This is a genomic window from Glycomyces sp. NPDC048151 (genome assembly GCF_043202775.1).
GTDB lineage: Bacteria > Actinomycetota > Actinomycetes > Mycobacteriales > Micromonosporaceae > Glycomyces.
Genome location: NZ_JBIDBB010000007.1, coordinates 418,497 through 436,844, shown reverse-complemented (window position 1 = coordinate 436,844; position 18,348 = coordinate 418,497). Strand labels below are relative to the sequence as shown.

Annotated in this window: 14 protein-coding genes; 6 read left to right on the top strand and 8 right to left on the bottom strand. The window is 66.3% G+C overall.

Translation table 11 applies throughout. The features are described 5' to 3' along the window. Positions 1-4: 4 nt before the first annotated feature. Entirely contained in the window at positions 5-1,240 is a 1,236-nt protein-coding gene (locus ACGGCP_RS19485; RefSeq protein ID WP_392968003.1) for a WXG100 family type VII secretion target, read from the top strand. 116 nt (positions 1,241-1,356) lie between these two features. On the opposite strand, the gene ACGGCP_RS19480 is transcribed toward ACGGCP_RS19485, so the two are convergent. From ACGGCP_RS19480 to ACGGCP_RS19460, 5 genes are all read right to left on the bottom strand, one after another. Continuing rightward, the gene (locus ACGGCP_RS19480; protein ID WP_392968001.1) at positions 1,357-2,871 is read right to left on the bottom strand and encodes a S8 family serine peptidase; all 1,515 of its coding nucleotides are present in this window, start codon (positions 2,869-2,871) and stop codon (positions 1,357-1,359) included. Between the two features lie 101 nt (positions 2,872-2,972). Further along, the gene (locus ACGGCP_RS19475) at positions 2,973-3,824 is read right to left on the bottom strand and encodes a hypothetical protein (protein ID WP_392967999.1); all 852 of its coding nucleotides are present in this window, start codon (positions 3,822-3,824) and stop codon (positions 2,973-2,975) included. 132 nt (positions 3,825-3,956) lie between these two features. Beyond that, positions 3,957-4,664, bottom strand: coding sequence for a hypothetical protein (locus tag ACGGCP_RS19470; protein ID WP_392967997.1), 708 nt, complete (start codon positions 4,662-4,664; stop codon positions 3,957-3,959). After that, a complete protein-coding gene (locus ACGGCP_RS19465) occupies positions 4,657-5,778 on the bottom strand; it encodes a hypothetical protein (RefSeq protein ID WP_392967995.1) in 1,122 nt (373 codons plus the stop codon). The genes ACGGCP_RS19470 and ACGGCP_RS19465 overlap by 8 nt, the downstream gene beginning before the upstream one ends. 6 nt (positions 5,779-5,784) lie before the next feature. Continuing rightward, positions 5,785-6,249 (bottom strand): hypothetical protein, encoded by a 465-nt coding sequence (locus tag ACGGCP_RS19460; RefSeq protein ID WP_392967993.1) that lies wholly within the window; start codon positions 6,247-6,249, stop codon positions 5,785-5,787. A 562-nt stretch (positions 6,250-6,811) separates the two neighbouring features. On the opposite strand from ACGGCP_RS19460, the gene ACGGCP_RS19455 reads away from it, so the two are divergent. Together ACGGCP_RS19455 and ACGGCP_RS19450 are read left to right on the top strand one after the other, a co-directional pair. Next, entirely contained in the window at positions 6,812-7,336 is a 525-nt protein-coding gene (locus ACGGCP_RS19455) for a hypothetical protein (protein ID WP_392967991.1), read from the top strand. Further along, positions 7,333-7,605: a hypothetical protein gene (locus ACGGCP_RS19450; RefSeq protein ID WP_392967989.1), complete on the top strand. Its 273-nt coding sequence runs from the start codon at positions 7,333-7,335 to the stop codon at positions 7,603-7,605. The genes ACGGCP_RS19455 and ACGGCP_RS19450 overlap by 4 nt, the downstream gene beginning before the upstream one ends. 31 nt (positions 7,606-7,636) lie before the next feature. Here ACGGCP_RS19450 and ACGGCP_RS19445 read toward each other — a convergent pair whose 3' ends face one another. Beyond that, the gene (locus ACGGCP_RS19445; protein ID WP_392967987.1) at positions 7,637-8,782 is read right to left on the bottom strand and encodes a hypothetical protein; all 1,146 of its coding nucleotides are present in this window, start codon (positions 8,780-8,782) and stop codon (positions 7,637-7,639) included. 93 nt (positions 8,783-8,875) lie between these two features. On the opposite strand from ACGGCP_RS19445, the gene ACGGCP_RS19440 reads away from it, so the two are divergent. After that, the gene (locus ACGGCP_RS19440) at positions 8,876-9,700 is read left to right on the top strand and encodes a hypothetical protein (protein WP_392967985.1); all 825 of its coding nucleotides are present in this window, start codon (positions 8,876-8,878) and stop codon (positions 9,698-9,700) included. Here the strand turns inward: ACGGCP_RS19440 and ACGGCP_RS19435 are convergent, their stop codons facing one another. Then, complete coding sequence (locus tag ACGGCP_RS19435; protein WP_392967984.1) at positions 9,701-10,810, bottom strand: hypothetical protein; 1,110 nt, start codon at positions 10,808-10,810, stop codon at positions 9,701-9,703. It lies immediately after the preceding gene. A 118-nt stretch (positions 10,811-10,928) separates the two neighbouring features. Next, entirely contained in the window at positions 10,929-14,963 is a 4,035-nt protein-coding gene (gene eccCa / locus ACGGCP_RS19430) for a type VII secretion protein EccCa (protein WP_392967982.1), read from the bottom strand. Positions 14,964-15,181: 218 nt separating this feature from the next. Between eccCa and eccD the strand changes: the two genes are divergently transcribed. Then, positions 15,182-16,585, top strand: coding sequence for a type VII secretion integral membrane protein EccD (gene eccD / locus ACGGCP_RS19425; RefSeq protein WP_392967980.1), 1,404 nt, complete (start codon positions 15,182-15,184; stop codon positions 16,583-16,585). 42 nt (positions 16,586-16,627) lie between these two features. Beyond that, complete coding sequence (gene eccB, locus ACGGCP_RS19420) at positions 16,628-18,217, top strand: type VII secretion protein EccB (RefSeq protein WP_392967978.1); 1,590 nt, start codon at positions 16,628-16,630, stop codon at positions 18,215-18,217. Positions 18,218-18,348 lie beyond the last annotated feature (131 nt).

The window sequence follows — 18,348 nt, the reverse complement described above, 5'->3', positions numbered from 1 at the left end:
GAAGATGGCCGCCAAAGGCAAAGGTGTCGACTACTACAAGAGCACCTATACCCACCAGCAGCTCTGGGACATGCTCCACGAAGGCGACGACTACGCCGTCGAGCGCGCAGGCTCAGTCTGGGTCACGGCCGCTAGCGGCATGAAGGCCGCCCGCGAGGAGCTGACCACGCACGTCGAATCCTTGCGCTTGCAGTGGACCGGACCCGCCTCCGACGAGTTCGACGGACGAATGAACCTCGTCAAGCAGTACAGCGTGCAGGCCGAAAACGGCATGCAGACCGCCGGCGAGCAGAAAATCCCAGCCCTTGCCGAAGCGCTGAAGAGCGCTCAGGATGCATCAACATCTCTCAACCCCGCGTTCATCGAGGAGTACGAAGACTGGGTCGAGAGCACCAAGCACGTCGACCCTGCAAGCGCTGAGGCACAGTCCAAGAAGACTCAGTGGGAGCAGGAATACCAGACGGACCTCAACAAGAACCACGAGGAAATGGCCCAGATCGTAGCCAACCTCGGGGATATTTACGCCGCACAGAAGGACGAGTTCGAAACCGAGCTCCCGCCGCCTCCTCCCAGTGACATGCCCGGCAACAACACCTACACGAAGCCGACCGGCGGAGTGTTCTCCGAAACCGCATTGAGCGGATCGGACTCACTTGGCAGTATGCCCGCGGACCAGGCTGCCGACCTCGACGGCGACGGCTTCGCAGACTCACCCGATGACTTCGACCCTGTCGAGAACGACTGGAACTACGGCTCGTATGACGACGTTGACTCGAACGTCACCGGCGGTCTCGCCAGCGGCGGCGTGATTCCCGGCGGCGGTAGCGGGTTCTCGACCGTCGGCGGCACCGGCGGCGTCGGCGGCTCCACCATCCCTGGTGGCGCTGGTCTTTTCGGCCCGTCTCAAGGCGGCTCCGGTTCGACCGGCAGCCGTGGCGGTGCCGGTTCCAGCCCCGCGCGTGCGGGTGCGAACGGCGGCAAGACCGGTTCAAGTCCTGCCCGTTCCGGTGCCAACGGTCCTCGCGGGGGCAACTCCGGAAGCCGGCTCTCTTCTGCCAGCCGCAACGCGATCGGCCGTGGCGGCAGCGGTAGCAACCTTCGTGGCGGTACCCGCTCCGGGTACAACGACGATGATGACGAAGAGACCTACACCCGCGAGACCTGGCTGCGGGAGGACGATGTCGACTGGAGCCAGAACAACGTTCGTCGCGAGGAACTCGACGACGACGATGACGAGTAGGAACCCGTAACCGGGTAAGTGAGGGGCGGATGGCTCAGACCATCCGCCCCTCACTACGTCAGTATGGAAACGAGAAGTGCCCCAAGTGCATCGCGCTTGGGGCACTTTCTAACGAGTCACTGCCGATTCGGATCACTCGGCCGCCAAGTCGCGCCCTGGTCAGGACCAGTTGGCGGAGGATTGTATCCCTGTTGCCCGCGCGGAGGGCTGCTGTAGCCCTGGGGTCCGGGAGTCTGGCCGCCGTAATTCTGACCGCCGCCCATCGGGGCACCCCCATACTGCTGCTGCATCCCAGGCGGCTGGTGATACCCACTTTGAACGGGCCCGTTGGTCGGATTGAAAGGTCCGGGTTCCTCGGCAGCTGCAGCCTTTCGTCCGCGACCGCGAAGCACGAGCCAGACCGCGATAGCCGCGCCGATCAAGACGACCGCAGCTGCAATCACGATGATGGTCGAAAGGTTCGATTCCTTGTTTCCTTCGGTCCCACCGATCGCTGGACCTGCAGACTCAGCATCTGCTCCGGATTCGGCAGGCTCCTCAGGGTCTTCTCCATCTGGAGAGGCGCCGCTTGCGCCAGCCTCTCCCATCGGATACCCGAGAGGGTTCTCCGATACTTCCTCGATGCCATCCGCGTTGACTGCCTGGTCGGCATTCACCAGACCGTAGCCTGCATCATCGCCTTTAGTTCCGCTGCCGTCTCCGGCGGTCTGGATGAGGCGCTGGATGACGTTGTTCGCATCGAGGTCGGGGTGCGCAGCCCAGGTCAGTGCAGCCACGCCGCCAACGACACCTGAGCCCATCGACGTACCGCCGCCGATTTCTCGATACAGCTCGGTGTTTCCCAAGCTCGCATCCTGCGGGACGGGTGCCGTCATCGCGTCGGCCGGAGCCGATACTGCGACTTCCGGGCCGGTGGTGGTGTAGTCGTAGAAGATATTCCCGTTGCGATCAGTTCCGGTAACTGCAACGACCCCTGGAATCCTTGCGGGATAGCTCACTTCTTCTGCTGGATCGTTGCCAGCACCGGCGACAATCACCGCGCCCTTATCAATAATGTACTGAAGAGTCTCAAGGTATTCACCGGTGAACACCGAATCGGCGCCGGTGATACCCCACGGAGCAACCAAGACATCTGCTCCATTGTCAACGGCCCACCGGAGGGCCTCGAATTCGCTACTGCCCAGCGCTCCGCCGAAATCCGTAGCACCGGTGTCGATCCGCACAGGCAGGATGGTCGCCTCGGGGGCCGCGAGCAGGACGCCTGCCGTTACCGCGGTGCCGTGGCCGTCCGTGTCGTTCCAGCCGTTTTCTTCAGAATCAATCACTGAGTACCCGTCGAGGATGTCTTTGTCATCGAAGAACGGATGCTCGCTGATGCCGGTGTCAACAACCGCAACCGTGATGCCCTTGCCCTTGGTGGTGTCCCAAGCAGCGGGGGCCTGAACGAGTTCGGGAACCCAGCCATTATCGGCCACATAAGTGGCGTCTTGAGCTACAGCAAGCCCCGGGGTGGCCGCGATGACGGCTGCGGTGGCAACGGCGGCGAATCCGGCGCCGATGGCAACGCGGGAAGCGGATCTGCGTGGCGCTGGTGAAATTTGCGGAGGGATTGGCGTGAGAGGTGTGGCCATAGGGTGAGACCCCTTCCGTGTGCCGGTCGTTACAGCGCGGTCCGCACTGTCCCACAAGATACCGGACCAACCACAGCTCCGCGAGACCGGTTGATTTGGGCTTAGCCGGTGAACCTCGTGGACAGGAGTGCCGTGGTGGCCTCCTCGAACATGCCTTCTCCAACCTCTGGAATGCTGGCGATGGCGATGAATGCGGTGGTGCCGTCGATGTCGATGACGAGGACCGCGATGTCCTCGAAGGTCTCGACTCCTCCGGCGGCGGGGGTCCAGGTGACGCGGACTTCGCTCCAGCCTGCGATGTGGCCGTCGAACTCGAGCTCGCCGGTGTCCGGGGCGCCGACCGTCTTCTCCTGGGCGTCGGTGCCGCCGACGTGTTCGCTTTCGCCCCAAGCGTTCGCGACGAATGCGGCGGATTCGCCGAGGCGTGCCGGGTCGTAGAAGCTGGCTTCGGGCCAGGTTCCGACTTCGATGTACGACATGTGGTCGTCGTTGTGCATGGCCAGGCATCCGACCGATGCCTCCGAGACGTAGCCGACACCGGACTCGAAATTGACCGGGCTCCAGGTCTGGCCGGGGGGCGGGATATCGAGGCCGAGCTCGTCGTAGCCAAGGTCGCACGGGGTGATCTCGGCAGCGGATTCGCTGGCGTCGGGTTCCGCACTGGAGATGGTCTGCTGGTCTTCGGCGACATTGTTGCCGCCGGGTTCGTTGTCTACGCCGAGGAAGTAGTAGGTGGCTCCCCCGCCTGCAATAAGGGCAAGCGCGCCGACGACGAGGAACGCGACCAGTCCTGTCCGCCGTTTGGGCGGCTCTGGCTGCATCGGCGGCGGGAACTGGCCAGGACCAGGGGCGTACCCGTAGCCGCCGCCCGGGGGCGAGTACTGCGGCGGCTGGGTTGGGTACTGGGGTTGTCCAGGGTTGAAGAGTGGTCCTTGGGGTGGCGTGTAGCTCATGCGCAGAGCGTAACCCCTCAAACCACCCCAACCCATCACGCCCGAGCCATGGCGATCTTGCAATCGTCTTCTCGCGCAACGGTCTTGCCTAGCGAAGCCGCTCAGCATCACTCACAGCCAGCCAGAACCTCATCACGAGATGCGGGACTCGATCGAGTCATGAAGCATAGGCATGTACTCATCGGTGAGCAAATTTGCCAGTTCCTCCATGGATGGAGTGCAGTTCTTCCCCTCGGCCTCAATGCCTATTTCAACCACATAGAAGTCTGAAATCGCAACGGCTGCAGCATTGCGAATATCAATATCCGAAAGTCTCTGTGACACGAATACCTCACCTTCGCCCCAGGGCACAGAAAGCGAATCAAAGTGAGTGTCGTATCTATCGCCCGAGTCCCCATAACCGCCGAGAACGGCTTCATACTGGCCTAGAGCTAGATCTCCTGTGCGCCAAGGGGTAACAACCACCTCGATCCATGAGGTGCCATTTATCTCCGGCTCACTTGTCTCACAATCAATTGCATCGTATTCGATAATGCACTTCATTGTCGGACCAAAGTCTGTGTAGGATGTTGGCGATGACTCAACGACAGTCTCAGGTTCTCCGGGTAGACCAGCGAGCTCCCCGAACTCAGCGACTCGCAAGGCGTTGCACGCATCGGTCCAGCTAAGTACTTCCTCAGCCTGCTCCAAGTATTCGTCGTCCCCGGATGCACCCAATCCGAACAAAGATCCCGGAAAGACGCCAGATAGGAGGGCAACCACTGTTCCGAGAACGACCAAGATTGCAGGAGCCAAAACCAGTCGGACAACTTTTTTGCGAGGCCGCGCGAGATCATTCATCTTGATAGCCTTCACCTGGGATGTAGTCAACGTTGAGAACATCGATGTTACCCAAGTACCGGGTTAGTCCATCACTCAGCTCCGTGCGAACCTCCTCAAGCCCAGACTCTGCTGTATCCACGCCTTCGACCAAATCAGCCGTCCAGGCAGCAATGTCATTCGTGCTCGCAATGTTCTCACGACTAATAGTGATCTTGAAATCGCCAGCCTTCGTAATCATTCCCGATGCCCAGGAGGTCGCGTTGGCCACTCCAGGAAGCTTAAAAACCAAGCCAATTGTGCCCACCGCATCGGCGATCGTTTGCAGCACCCCATATTCAATCGAATTGAGGTGCGTCTTCTTTGCCATCGCCTCATAGGTGTCATACACCGCCATTCCTAGCGTGGCATGAACTGTGACCTGGGCCCGCACCTCGTCGGCTGCATGACTCCTCAGAACCTCGGCAATTTCCCATTGCCTCCCAGCTGCCCCCTTGAGAACATCTGCACCGAAGAATCGCTGCCCCTTGTCACTGGCAAGGTCTCCGGTCCAATGCGACTCAAAAAGCTCACTTATGGTTCCAAAAAGTCCCAATTCGTCATCGCTGAATCCTTCAAGCGAGGCGTGAGCCTTGGAGATTCTCTGAGCAGTCTGCAACGAATTCTCGTAGTTTGTGTCATCAAGTATTGCCTCATAGCGCTGGACAATACTGTCGACTGCCGCGTTCGCATCATTGATCGATTGATCCTTGATCGAACTTTCTTGGTCTGAGGTCGCCTGAACATGCACGGGGCAGCCCGCCACATCAGACCACTTGACGCCATTGATCAACTCTCCTGTGCTGGGGTCAATGTCGTCGGTGCTCGGAGCTTCCCAGGCACCGGTCCAAATTTCGTTCTCGTACTCAGGCCAGAGCGCCGCCGCAATCTCCCGCCTTCTGGTCTGTGCGAACGGTTCACGGAATTCCTCAAGCCCAGCCAGGATGTCTTCTCGCGGCGGTACGTTTTCCAGCCCAGCAAGTAGCTCCTCGTCGCTGTACTGCTCGCCTACAATCTCACCGTCGACCGGTCCGGGATCGTAAGGCGGGTCAGCACTTTCACCGTTGGGAACCCATCCGGCGTCAACGTCACCCATGAATACTTACACCGCCCTGTTCCCATGGAAGCCATCTGGATCGAGTGCCGCGTCGTAGGTTCCGCCCATGTCAAGCAATTCGGTATCCGGAGCAGCTTCCAGGTCCTCCACCGCCGTGCCGTCTGCTTGCTGAGTGCTACTCCGCTCGTAGTGGTCGCCGAGCAACTCATCCTGCACGTCGCCGAAGCTTGATTCGATGGCCGATTCGGTGAGCGTGTTGGCTTCGACGATCCCCTCAAGCGCCCGGTAGTAGGCGCGTAGATTGGCAGCGGTCTCGTAACCGCAGTTCCGAAGCAGGGTGTAGTAGTTGTCCCAGGTGCCACGGAATGCGCCACCGAAGGAATCATCGCGAAGATTGCCAGCGTCGTTGATCTGGTCGGCAATGTTCTCGTATGCAGAAGACAGCGCCCGGTATGCATCGGCCGCTTCGAGGATTTTTTCGTTGTCGATGACAATCTGGTCACCTGCCATGGAGGCCTCCGGTAGGGGTCGGTTCGGCCAAGAGGATGGGGATCATGTGGTGCCTCGGAGGGATGTGTCGATGTTGAATGGGTTCGCCCGAAAAGCGAACCCGAGTCAGGTTATCAAGAGGCTGCAATCCGTGGGGTACACGAAGGCCAGGGAACCCTAGGGACTTCGGGACACGCCGGGGGCTGGGGTTGACATTTGCCGGGTAAGGGCCTCAACATGAACTTCGCGGGCCCACCCATGAGGTGGACCCGCGAAGTCAGAAGTTCATCCACACCGCCCGGCGGCCCACAGTTTGGTCGCTAGAAGCCGCCGGGCGGTCCTTACACCAAGGGAGTTGCCTCCTATGGCGTCTACGACCATACCTTCTTCCGGGCTGTCTGGGAACAGGCATTCCGGGGCTATTTCCGGGCGCTGGCCTGGGGATTCGTCGTGCCCTGCGGACCTTGACCGGCCGCATGATCCGCTCGATCCGGGGCCTTTCGGCTCGCCCTGGTGGTACCCGGATGAGCGGACCGGGCGGCATCGGCGCGGGGAACTGCCCGATGAAGCGGAGCCGGTTGCGGTGGAGTTGATTCGGCCGGTGTTCCGGCCGGCGCCCGAGCGGAAGTCCGTGCCGCCGGGGTTCTCGGCCGACCCCTCCCCCGAAGAGGTCGAGCCGGAGTCCTCCAGCCCTCCAAGGCGATACCGGTGGGAGGGTGCCGCCGAGGACCGGTACGACTTCGGGAAGCTGCGGGAGGAGGCGTGGGTCGGCTTCCTTGAAGGATCGCAGGAGCTGCATGACGCTCATTTCAAGCGCCCGGAGTTCCTTCGAGAGCAGTTCGCGCTGGCGTTTCGGAGGGTCGTGGGGTTCTTCCTGCGAGTCTTCTCGGTCGTCGGGCGGTCTGCGGATTGGGGTGAGGCCAGTGCGGATGCCGGACCGGTTTCGCGCCGGATCAGCGGGAGGCCGACGCCTTCGCCCAGGCCCAGGATGATGTCGGGGAACCCCGGGCAGGGTTCGCGGCGGACGGTGCCGGTGAGTTCGTTCGTGCTGGACTGGGAGCGGCATTTCGATGCGGCCCAGGGGTTCCGTGAGGCGGTGACGCCGTGAGTTTCGCCGCGTACACCGCGACGGTGCAGGTGGCCGGGCGTCGGCTGCACTACGAGGTGATGGTGCCGCAGGCGCGGCTGCGGGTGACGGTCGCCGATCCGTGGGAGGAGTCCGAGGTGATCGGGTCGGTGATCTACCTCGACACGGATGAACCGGGGTTGCGGATCGCGACTCCGCTGCAGATCGAGTGGGCGACTGCGCATTCCGAGACGATCGTTGCTGAGGCGGTCCGGGTTTGGGAGGCCGTCACTCGGGCTTGCAACGGGTAGCGGTCTGGTCTGGGCGGCAGCGCCGCCCGGATCAGACCGTCTCGCACCAGGAGTCGTAGCCGTCGCGCCAGAGCGTGTCGTCCGGGCTGGGGGCGTTCGGGTCCTGGTTGGGGCCGATCAGGTAGTCGCCCGCCGCATCGGGAGCCAGGTAGAGGCCGCTGGCGGTGAGCGGGCATTCGAGGACCGCCTCAGCTCCGGAGGACGCGTCGACGGCCGTCACTCGGGCGAGGCCTTCGTGCCGGGTCAGCAGGATGACGTCGAACGGGGAGTAGATGCCGTACCCGTAGGAGCCGACGGCGGCCTGCGGGTATTCGACGATCTCCCAGCGGACGTCGCCCAGATTGAAGCCCTCGACGTCGATGTCGTACTGGCGCAGGCCGAACGGGCAGCCGAAGCCCTCGGGGCCGTCCGGGTTCGCCATGCACTCGTCGAGGTAGGCGGCGAGGCGTTCGTTGAGTTCCGTCTCGCTGTCCTCGGCGGCGGTGAAGCCTTCGAAGGCGGCGGGGAGGTGCGGGTAGTCGGTGCCGTCCTCGCTGACGAGGCGTTCGCCGAGTGCGAGCAGCGGTTCGGCGTCGTAGGCGAAGGGCGCGGGAGGATCGGGGTAGAGCTGGTAGACGCCGGGGAGCAGTGCGAAGTCCCGGCCTTCGTACGGGTCCAGTTCGAGGGGGACCGTGACGCCGTTGACGTCGAGGTACGGGACGGGCAGCGTGTCGATGGAGAGGGTGGCGAAGGGGTCGGCGAGTCGCCAACCGCCCGGGTGCTCTTCGAGGTCGAACCAGGCCGTGAGCTGCGTGCCGTTGGGTCCTTCGACGGCGGCCCAGACGGTTGCGGTCGCGGCGAAGGGCGACCAGGAGTGCAGGCCGAGGTCCTGGATCTCCCAGTCCGAGCTGATCGCCTCGGGGACGAGGAAGTCCGTTGCGCCTTCGGGTTCGGCGGTCGTCCAGTCGAGTGCAGCTTCGATGTCGCCGGTCCGGGAGGCTTCGAGGAAGGCGCGGACGGCTTCGACCGGTTCGGCCGCCTGGCGGTCGGTGTAGATCCATCGCACCGCGTAGATGCCCGCTGCAAGGACGAGGATCAGGGAGACGGCGATCGCGATCCGGCGGCGGGTGCGGGCCTGCATCGGCACGTCGGGGTAGCGCCGGGGGCGGGGCTCGGGCGGGTCTGGGCGGACGGCCATCGGGGTTCCTTGGGCGGGTGGGGGTTCCGGGGACTGCGACTCACCGTACTGCGGGGAATCCACCCGGTTGCGGCCGGTTTTTACGATGGGGCGGTGAACCCCTCGCCCGAAACCGCCGAACCTGCGCCTCGCCGCATCCCCGACTGGGCGTTCGCCGTCGGGCTCGTCCTCGCTTCGCTGCTCCTGCTCATCGCGCCGCTGTGGACCCCGGAATCGTCGTGGTTCCTGGATCCGCGGGAGGTGTCGACCGCCGGGCCGGAGCAGCAGGACATGAGCGACTACCTGCCGTTGGCGGAGGTGCGGCCCGAGGAGGAGCCGCCGGACGCGTCAGTGGTCGCCGTCGAGGAGTTCGGCTTCAGCGCGTCGTTCGACGACTCGAAGCTGGTCTGGGGTGCGGTGCTTCGGAACACGCACGTCGAGTACGCGGTCAGGTTCGATCTCCAGGTGTCGGTCACTGGAGCGGACTCCACCGATTACGACCCGATGTACACGCGGACGGTGCCGCCGGGCGGCGCGGTGACGGCGGGCGACGCGGTCTACCTGGACGGCGGGGTGCCCGCGGGTGCGGCGGCGGAGGTCGCGGTCGTGCGGCTGGAGTGGTTCGCGCTCGACGGGACCGGTCCCGTCGACGCCGAGGAGCAGCCGCTGAGTTTCAGCGTCGACGGGGTGGAACCGCCGGACGAGCCGCGCGGGAAGGTGCGGATCGCTGCGACCGTGGAGAACAGCGCCGTCTACGCGGTCGACCCCCACGTGACGGTGGTCTTCCGCCGTGCGGACGGCACGCTGGCCGGGTGCGGGTCGGTGTTCGGGGTGCCGGCGGTGCCGCCCGGGGAGTCGACCCGGGAGCTGTGGCTGTGGGGCGAGGCCGTTCCGGCGGACGCCGACCTGTCGCTGACCGAGATCGTTCCGGCCTGGTAGCTAGTCGCGGCAGGTGATGCCGTCGATGGTGTCCCTGATCAGTTCGCCTCGGGGCACGATGCACTCGGTCGGTTCGGCGGCGCGCTCGACGCAGGGGCTCTCGAGGTGGAGGAGCGGGGTCGCGGTCTCGGTGTAGGACAAGGTGATCGCGCGGGGGCCGGTCGCCGTGGGGTAGGTGTCGTCGGCGGCGGGGAAGGCGCGTTCGGCGGTGATGGTGCGGGTGCCGTCGAGGGTGGCGCCGTCGTAGGTGAGGGTGAACTCGGGTTCGGCCCAGCGGGCGGCGATCGCCGTGTCGGCGGGTTCGCGAAGTTCGTAGGTGAGCAGGTAGCGGTAGGTGGGCAGGCCTGCGGGCGTGAGGTAGTCGCAGGGCCGGACCTCGAGGTGGCGGGTGGTGAACCCGGTGAAGCCGGGGATGGCGTCGGTGGTCTCGGTGACGGCCTGTTCGAGCCCGGCCCAGGTGCCCGGTTCGCGGTACTCGCCGGCGGGGGCGAGGGGTTCGGCGGCCGCGTTGGTCCATTGGCGCACTTCGGTTCCCATGGCGAGGGCGCTGGCGAGGGCGAGGCACCAGACGGCCGTCTCGAGGCCGAGGACGCGGCGGGGCCGGGGCGGTGCGCCAAGCCATGCGCGGGCGCGGTCGGTGGCGGCGAGGAGCGTGCCGACGAAGAGGAGCGGGCCGATGGTGACGAGGTGGCGCATGCCGACGAGGTTGGAGCCGTCGCTCATGGCCTCCGCCATGGGCATCGCGTCGGGGGTGAGCAGGAGCACGGTCTGGACGACGGCGAGGGTCGCGGCGGCGGCGAGGTAGCGGCCCGCTCGGCGGCCGCCCCGGGCGAGGCGGATCGCGGCGACGAGGTTGACCGGGACGGCCGGGGCGAGGATGAGGAGGTAGGCGAGGCCGCGTTCGGTGAGGCCGTTGTCGATGCCGGGCCACGCGTAGGCCTGCACGCCCTGCCAGGCGAAGAGCCAGGTGGCGATGACGGAGGCGGTGGCGGCGAGGAGGAGGACGCGGACCGCCTGGATCGCGATCGGGGCCTGGGTGCGACCGGGCGCGGTCTCGGCCGTTCCGTGCGGGACGGGCGCGAGGCCGGGCGGGGTGAGCAGCGGTTTCATGCGAGGCCTTGGGTCCAGAGGCGCGAGCGGAGTTCGCGTCCGTTCTGCAACATATACGCCGCAGGGCCGCCGACCGGTTGCGGTCGGCGGCCCTGCGATCTGCGTCTTACGCAGTGACCTAGGCGGTGCCGTTCGGGGGCAGCAGCGTCGTCTGGATGAGCTGCTCGCCGTCCTTGCGGCGCACCAGGGTGCCGCGGCCCGGAGGCTGCGGGCTCGGGCGGAGCTTGCCGAAGATCGCGCCTTCCTCCTTGCGGCCGCTCATGAGCAGACCCGGCGATTCGAGCTGCTTGATCTGGCCGACGATCGGGTCCATCATCGCGCGGGACGCACCGGAGGCGCGGCGGGCGATGATGACGTGGAAGCCGATGTCGCGGCCCTGCGGGATGAGCTCGGCGATGGCGGCCAGCGGGTTCACGCGCTGGGCCACCATCTCGTAGTCGTCCACGATCAGGTACAGGTCGGGGCCGGTCCACCAGGAGCGGTCGCGCAGCTGCGCCGGGGAGACGTCGTCTCCGGGGAGCCGCTTCTCGATCGGGCCCTTGAGGTTCTTGACCGAGTTCTCGAACTGCTTGCCCGACATGGCGTAGTCCAGCAGGGTCGGCTTCGAGATCTCCTCGAGCATGCCGCGCCGGTAGTCCGCCATGATGACCTTGGCTTCCTTGGGCGTGTACGTCGCCTGGATCTGCCGGGCGATGTGGCGCAGGAGGTTGGTCTTGCCGGACTCGGAGTCGCCGAACACGAGCAGGTGCGGCTCGGTCTGGAAGTCGAGGTACACCGGCTTGAGCCCGGCCTCGTTGAGGCCGATCGGGATGCCCGGCTTCGAGCGGTCGACCGCCTGGAGGAAGTCGGCCACGTGGAGCTGGCGCGGCAGCAGCCGGACCTTCGGGCACGGCGCGAAGCGCCAGGCCTGCTTGACCTTCTTGACGAAGTCCTCGACGCCGGGCTGCAGGTCGTCGCCGTCGCGGATCCCGTCGATGCGGGGCACGCCGGAGAGGAAGTGCAGCTTCTGGAGCGAGAGGCCGCGGCCGGGGCGGTTCTTCGGCACGTTCGCCGCCGCCTTGCGGTCGATCTCGGACTCCATGTTGTCCGAGAGCTTCAGCTCGAGCTTCAGGCCGAACATGTCGCGCATGTTCATGCGGATGTCGCCCCAGCGGGTGCAGGTGACCATGACGTGCACGCCGTAGGCCAGACCGCGGTTGCCGATGGCGCGGACCTGGTCGACGAACGGCTCGAAGTCCTCGCGCAGCGTCATCCAGTTGTCGATGACCAGGAAGATGTCCCCGTACGGGTCCTCCTGGAACCGGCCCTCTGCCTTCATGCGGCGGTAGGAGTTCATGCCGTCGATCTTGTTGGCCGTGAAGAACGCCTCACGGTCGTCGAGGATCGAGGTGACCTCCTGGATCGTGCGGCGCACGCCCTCTTCCTCCTGGCGGCCGAAGACGCCCGCGACGTGCGGGAGGTCCTCGATGCCGCGCAGGGTGCCGCCACCGAAGTCGAGGCAGTAGAACTGCACTTCGCGCGGCGTGTGGAGCAGGGCGAGCGAGCCGATGAGGCCGCGGAGCATCGTCGACTTGCCCGACTGGGCGCCGCCGGCGATGGCGACGGTGCCCTGGGCGCCGGAGAGGTCGACGACGAACGGGCTGCGGCGCTGCTCGAACGGCCGGTCCTCCTCGCCGAGCACGGCGTGGAGCTTCCCGTTGAGCGAGAAGCCCTTCGGGGACAGGCCGCGCTGCGGGTCGGCTTCGAGCGGGGGCAGCAGCTGGTCGAGCGTCGGCGGTTCGAGGAGCGGCGGGAGCCACACCTCGTGGGCCGGGCGGCCCATGCCGAGGCAGTTGTTGACCATGACCTCGAGTTCGGAGAGCTTCTCGTTCTCGTCCTCGGCCTCGGGCGCCGCCACTTCCTCTTCGGGCTCTTCCTCGACCTCGGGCTCCGGCGGGAGCTCGACGAAACCGGGGAGGAACCGCTGCACCTTGTGCTGCACGGCCGCGATGCGCTCGGCGCGGGACGCGACGCGTTTCGGCGGCTTGTAGGGACCACCGACGTAGGCGGCGCGGAAGCGCACGAGGTCCTGCGTACCGACCTGGAGGTAGCCGTGGCCGGGGGCCTGGGGCAGCTCGTAGGCCGCGCCCGAGCCGATCACCGTGCGCGACTCCTGCGCCGAGAAGGTGCGGAGCGCGACGCGGTACGACAGGAACGTGTCGAGGCCCTTGAGCTTGCCCTCCTCGAGCCGCTGCGAGGCGAGCAGCATGTGCACGCCGATCGAGCGGCCGATGCGGCCGATCTGGAGGAACAGGTTGATGAACTCCGGCTTCGCGACCAGCATCTCGGAGAACTCGTCCGCGATGATGAGCAGCGTCGGCATGGGGTCCATGGCCTGCCCGGCCTTGCGGGCCTTCTCGTACTCCCACCGGTTCGTGAAGTTGCCGGCGGCGCGCAGGACCTCCTGGCGGCGCACGAGCTCGCCTTCGAGCGCGTCGGCCATGCGGTCGACCAGCTCGATCTCGTCGGCGAGGTTCGTGATGACCGCGGAGACGTGCGGCAGGTCGTCCAGGGCGGCGAAGGTCGCGCCGCCCTTGAAGTCGACGAGGATGAAGTTGAGCTCTTCGGACGAGTGCGTGGCGATCAGGGAGCCGATGATGGTGCGGAGCACCTCGGACTTACCCGAACCGGTCGCGCCGATGAGCAGGCCGTGCGGGCCCATGCCGCCGACCGCGGACTCCTTGAAGTCGATGTCGACGATGCCGCCGTCCGGGCCGGGCCCGATCGGGACCTTCAGGTAGTCCTTGACCGGCTTCTCGCGCCAGTGCACGGCCGGGTCGAGCGCGGCGGCGTCGTTGAAGCCGAGCATCTCGGGCAGCGACGACGGGTTCGCCAGCGGCGACTGGTCCTCGTCGCCCGACTCCGCTTTGCCGGTGGCGCCCTTGAGGGTCAGCCGCCAGGGCGCGAGCGAGCGGGCCACGCCCTCGGCCTGGTTGTAGGACATGCGGTCGGGCTTGCCGAGCACGCGGCGGCGTCCGGCCTGGTCGGTGTAGATCTCCTCGACCGTGACGTCGTACAGCTTGATCTGCGGTCCGGGCTTGCGCGGCAGGTAGCCGGAGAAGTCGAACACGGTGACCCCGGCCATGCCGTCGGCGGCGATGATGCCGGTGGGGTCGACCTCGCCGCCGTCGAGGATGACGACCAGGTGCGCCTGGCCCTCCCCGGCGGTCGCGCCCGGCGACCACGCGCCGCGGCTCGAGAGCTGGTCGCGCAGCGAGTTCTCCAGCTGCGAGGACTTGTTGTAGAACATGCGGACCGGTCCGGCGCCGTCCTCGGCGGACGGGTGCTGGAGGTGCGGCAGCCACTTCATCCAGTGCCACTCGGCCATCCGCTGGTCGTCCGCCACGACCGCGACGATGAGGTCGTCGGGCGAGTGCAGGACCGCGGCCTGGACGAGCTGAGCGCGGATGTTGTCGACGACGAGCGCCCGGTCGCCGCGCAGGACCACGCGGGCGGCCTCGGTGTACTTCATCGAACGCGGGATGTCGATGACGTTCGAGTGCGCGGCCACGAAGCGGCGCAGCGCCATCGAGGTCATCGGTTCCAGGTCCTCGACCGGCTTGGTCTCCGGCGGGACCAGCTTCATCGTCATGCGCTGCTTGCCGACGCCCACGCGGATGTCCAGCGCGTCGTCGTCCTTCGCGCGCCGCTCCCACATGCGGCGGGAGCCCACCAGCGACCACAGGGCCTTCGGGTCGGGGTGGCGCCACCGGGCCGCGCGCCACTGCCGCTCGGCGCCCTTGCGGGCACGGCGGCGCACCTGGTTGAGGTAGCGCATGTAGTCGCGCCGGTCGGCGTTGAACTCGGCCTTCTTCTGGGCGCGGTTGCCGCCCATGCTGGTGGCCATCATGCCGACCATGGAGATGCCCATCATGGCGCCCATGGCGATGCGCAGCGTGTTGTTGCCGCCGCTGCCCGTGCCGCCGGTCGTGCGGCTCATCATCATCATGGCCATGGCGGCGGCGCCCGCGAGCATCGGCAGGATCATCAGGTACTGCGTGATGTTCTTGGGCTGCGGGTCGGGCATGTCCGGCGGGGACTCCAGGAGGATGTCACCGCGGGGGGCCTGTGGTCCGCGCTTGCGCGGAGGCCTGCGGAAGAGTTTGGTCGTCACAGAGGGTCCTTGTGCTCACCGGGGGATGCGCCTACCACGGGGACGCTTGCTGGCCGTAACTTAGCGCTGTCGTATAAAAGTTGTTAGTGCGCTCTGTCGAGTATCGCACTTATCAGGGTAAGACCGTATCGCCACTCGGCCGGTACACCCGCCGTTGCATGAGGCATTTATCCTTGAACGGTCCCCCCGATCACCGACCCGACCCGGAGGTTCGCACGGTGAGCACCAAGTCGGCCACTCTCTCAAGGGTGACGATCGTCAGTCCTCGCACCAGGATCGACCTCGCGCTGCCCTCAGACGTCCCCCTCTCCGACCTGCTGCCGACGATCCTGCACCAGGCCGGGGAGTACTACATCGACGAGGCAGGCGACAACGGCGGCTGGATCCTCGCCCGCCTGGGCGAGGAGGCGATCGACACCGGTCACTCCTGCTCCCAGCTGGGGATCAACGACGGCGAGATGCTGTACCTCAACCCCGCCGACGCCGCCAAGCCCGAGGTGGTCTTCGACGACATCATCGACGCGATCGCCACTGCCACGGACCAGCGCGGCAACCGCTGGGACTACCTGGCGACCAAGCGCTTCAGCGTGGGCGTCGGCACCGCGGCCCTGGCCGTGGGCGCCATCGCGCTCCTGTTGACCCTGCACTTGGCTTCGGCGATCGTCGCGCTCTCCGTGGCGCTGGTCCTGGTAGGTGCCTCGGCGCTGCTCTCGCGCGCCGTCGGCGACTCGCGGGCCGCCACGTACTTCGGCGTCACCGCCGTGCTCTACGGCGGCGTCGGGGGTCTGCTCATCGCCGACCAGGACCACACCGGGCTGTTCGACCTGGGCGGCCAGCACGTCATCATCGCGGCCGCCGCGATCCTGCTGTTCAGCGTCCTGTCGATGGTCGCGGTGGGCGACATGGCCTCAGCGCCGGTGTTCATCGTGACGATCCTCGGCGCCGTGGTGCTGGGCGTCTCGACAGGGCTGATGATCCTGCTCGACGGCACCGCCGCGACTGCCGCAAGCATCGCGGCGCCTTTGGCGCTGGTGATCCTGCCGTTCGCGCCGGGCCTGTCGCTGACGATGGCGATGGTGCCCACGCCGCAGCTGCCGACGACCACGGAGGAGCTGAAGGAGGGCGACGCCGAGGCCATCGACGGCAAGCGGATCCTCAAGCTCTCCGAGCACGCCGGGAACTACCTGGAGGCCCTGTATTCCTTCGCGGCGGTGGTCGGCCTGCTCTCCTCGATCGCGCTCGCGTTCTCGGGGCAGATCCCCGGGCTCATCCTCGCCACGATCATCTCCCTGGTGCTGCTCAGCCGGTCCCGCTCGGTCGAGGACCGCGCGGCCCGCATCATGATGCTCACCGGCGGCATGGGCGGTCTGGCCGCTACCCTCGCGGCGGTCTTCGTCGCGAGCGGCGACTCGATCGTCGTGCGCCTCACCGTGATCCTCGGCGCGCTCACCCTGCTCACGCTGATCGCGATGGTCTACGGCCTCGCCGTGGCCGGCAAGAAGATCGCCCCGACCTGGGGCCGCGCCCTCGACATCATCGAGGCGCTGCTCATCGTGTCGATCCTGCCGCTGGTCGGCTGGGTCTGCGACCTGTACGTGATCGCCCTGTCGCTGCGCGGCTAGCGCCCACCCCCTGACCTCGACTCCCGAGAGAGGCGAAACCGAATGGCCCAGATGCGCTCCCGCCGCGAACAGGTGGAGGCCCACAAGTTCATCACCTCGCGCATGAACCAGGCGCTGGTGCTGGCCAACCCCGACTCGATCGAGCGTCCGCTGCGGCGTATCGGCGTCTCGATCTTCGCTTCGGTGATGGTGCTGGCGCTGGTGTTCGGCGGGTTCGCGATCGCGACCCTGTTCGGCAAGGGCAACGCGGAGCCGGTCGTCGGCAACATCATCACGATCAAGGGCTCCAATGCCGTGTACGTGTACATCACGCAGGACGGCAAGGACGCCACTAAGGAGAACCCGGCCCGGTTGTGGCAGGTCACCAACTACACGTCGGCGCTGCTGCTGGCGAAGCCCGGTTCCAGCGGGGCGCCCGAGGTCCAGGACCTCAAGCCCGACTCGCTCAAGGGCAAGCCGCGCGGGTCCTTCACGATCGGCATCCAGGGCATTCCGTCGCAGCCGCCGGACAAAGAGGAGCTGCTCGGCAACGACGTCAACTGGAACACCTGCTCGATGTCGCGAGTCGAAGGCGGCACGGCCGAGTTCCAGCTGACGCAGCTCGTGGTCGAGGACATGAAGGAGCCGGACCAGTGGCTCAGCGACGACAAGTGGATCCTGGCGCGGACCGCTCCTAAGCCGAACGTCGAAGAAGCCCCCAAGTACTACCTGCTGTGGAACGGCGGCAAGTACCAGATCGGCGACGAGAACACGGCGGAGACCATCATCAGCGGTCTCGGCCTGCAGGTCGCGGACGCGGTGATGCTCAATGAGAGCATGCTCCGCACGATTCCCGACGTCGCGCCGATCTCGCCCGACCCGAGGCCGGAGTTCGGGGATACCTCGCCCGTGCCGACCGTGGACGGCGGGTTCGTCACCTACGGGGCGCCGGTCAGGGCCGCGGGCGAGCAGTACGTGCTCTTGCAGGACAACGGGGCCGACAGCTTTGCGCCGATCTCGGACACGATGTTCAAACTGCTGGAGTCGCAGGTCGCCTCCGCGCAGGAGGTCGAGCCGACCACGGTGACGAACACCGGCAACCAGGCGTCCTTCGAGCCCAAGGTCTACCCCAAGGAAGACCTGAGCGAGAGCCTGTGGACGACCGACGGGCGCCGCCCGGCGGTGTGCGCGGTGTACGACCCCGAAGCGCAGGACGAGGAATCCACCAAGATCCAGGTCGCCATGTACGACGCGGCGCCGGCGACCCTGACCGAGAACGCGAAGTCGGTCGAGGTCGACGATGACGGGAACATCTTCTCCTCGATCGACAACCTCGAAGCCCAGACGGTGCTCCCGCAGGGCACGGCGGCGCTGATCGACAAGCGCACCGACCAGGGCGCGACGGTCTCCGGGTTCACGTTCATGGTGAGCGACCAGGGCATCGCCCACGGCATCGTCGACCAGGGGCCGACCGATACGACCCAGAACGCGCTCGGGTACGGCGGCGAGAAGCCGGTCTCGGTCCCGGACAGCATGGCCATCTTGATCCCGCAGGGCGCGGAGCTGGACCCGTTCGAGGCCCGGAAGCAGATGGAGCCCAACATCGAAGACGTGCCGGTCTATGAGACCGAGCCGGAAGGCGAGGGCGGCTGAGCGCCGCACAGCGTGAAGGGCGACGCCGGGACCTGGACGGTTCCGGCGTCGTTCGTTCTGCGGCCAGATCGGAGGAACGCAAGTGTGGCGCTTGCGTGTTAACCTGGCGCGACCCACTCCCGACAATCCGA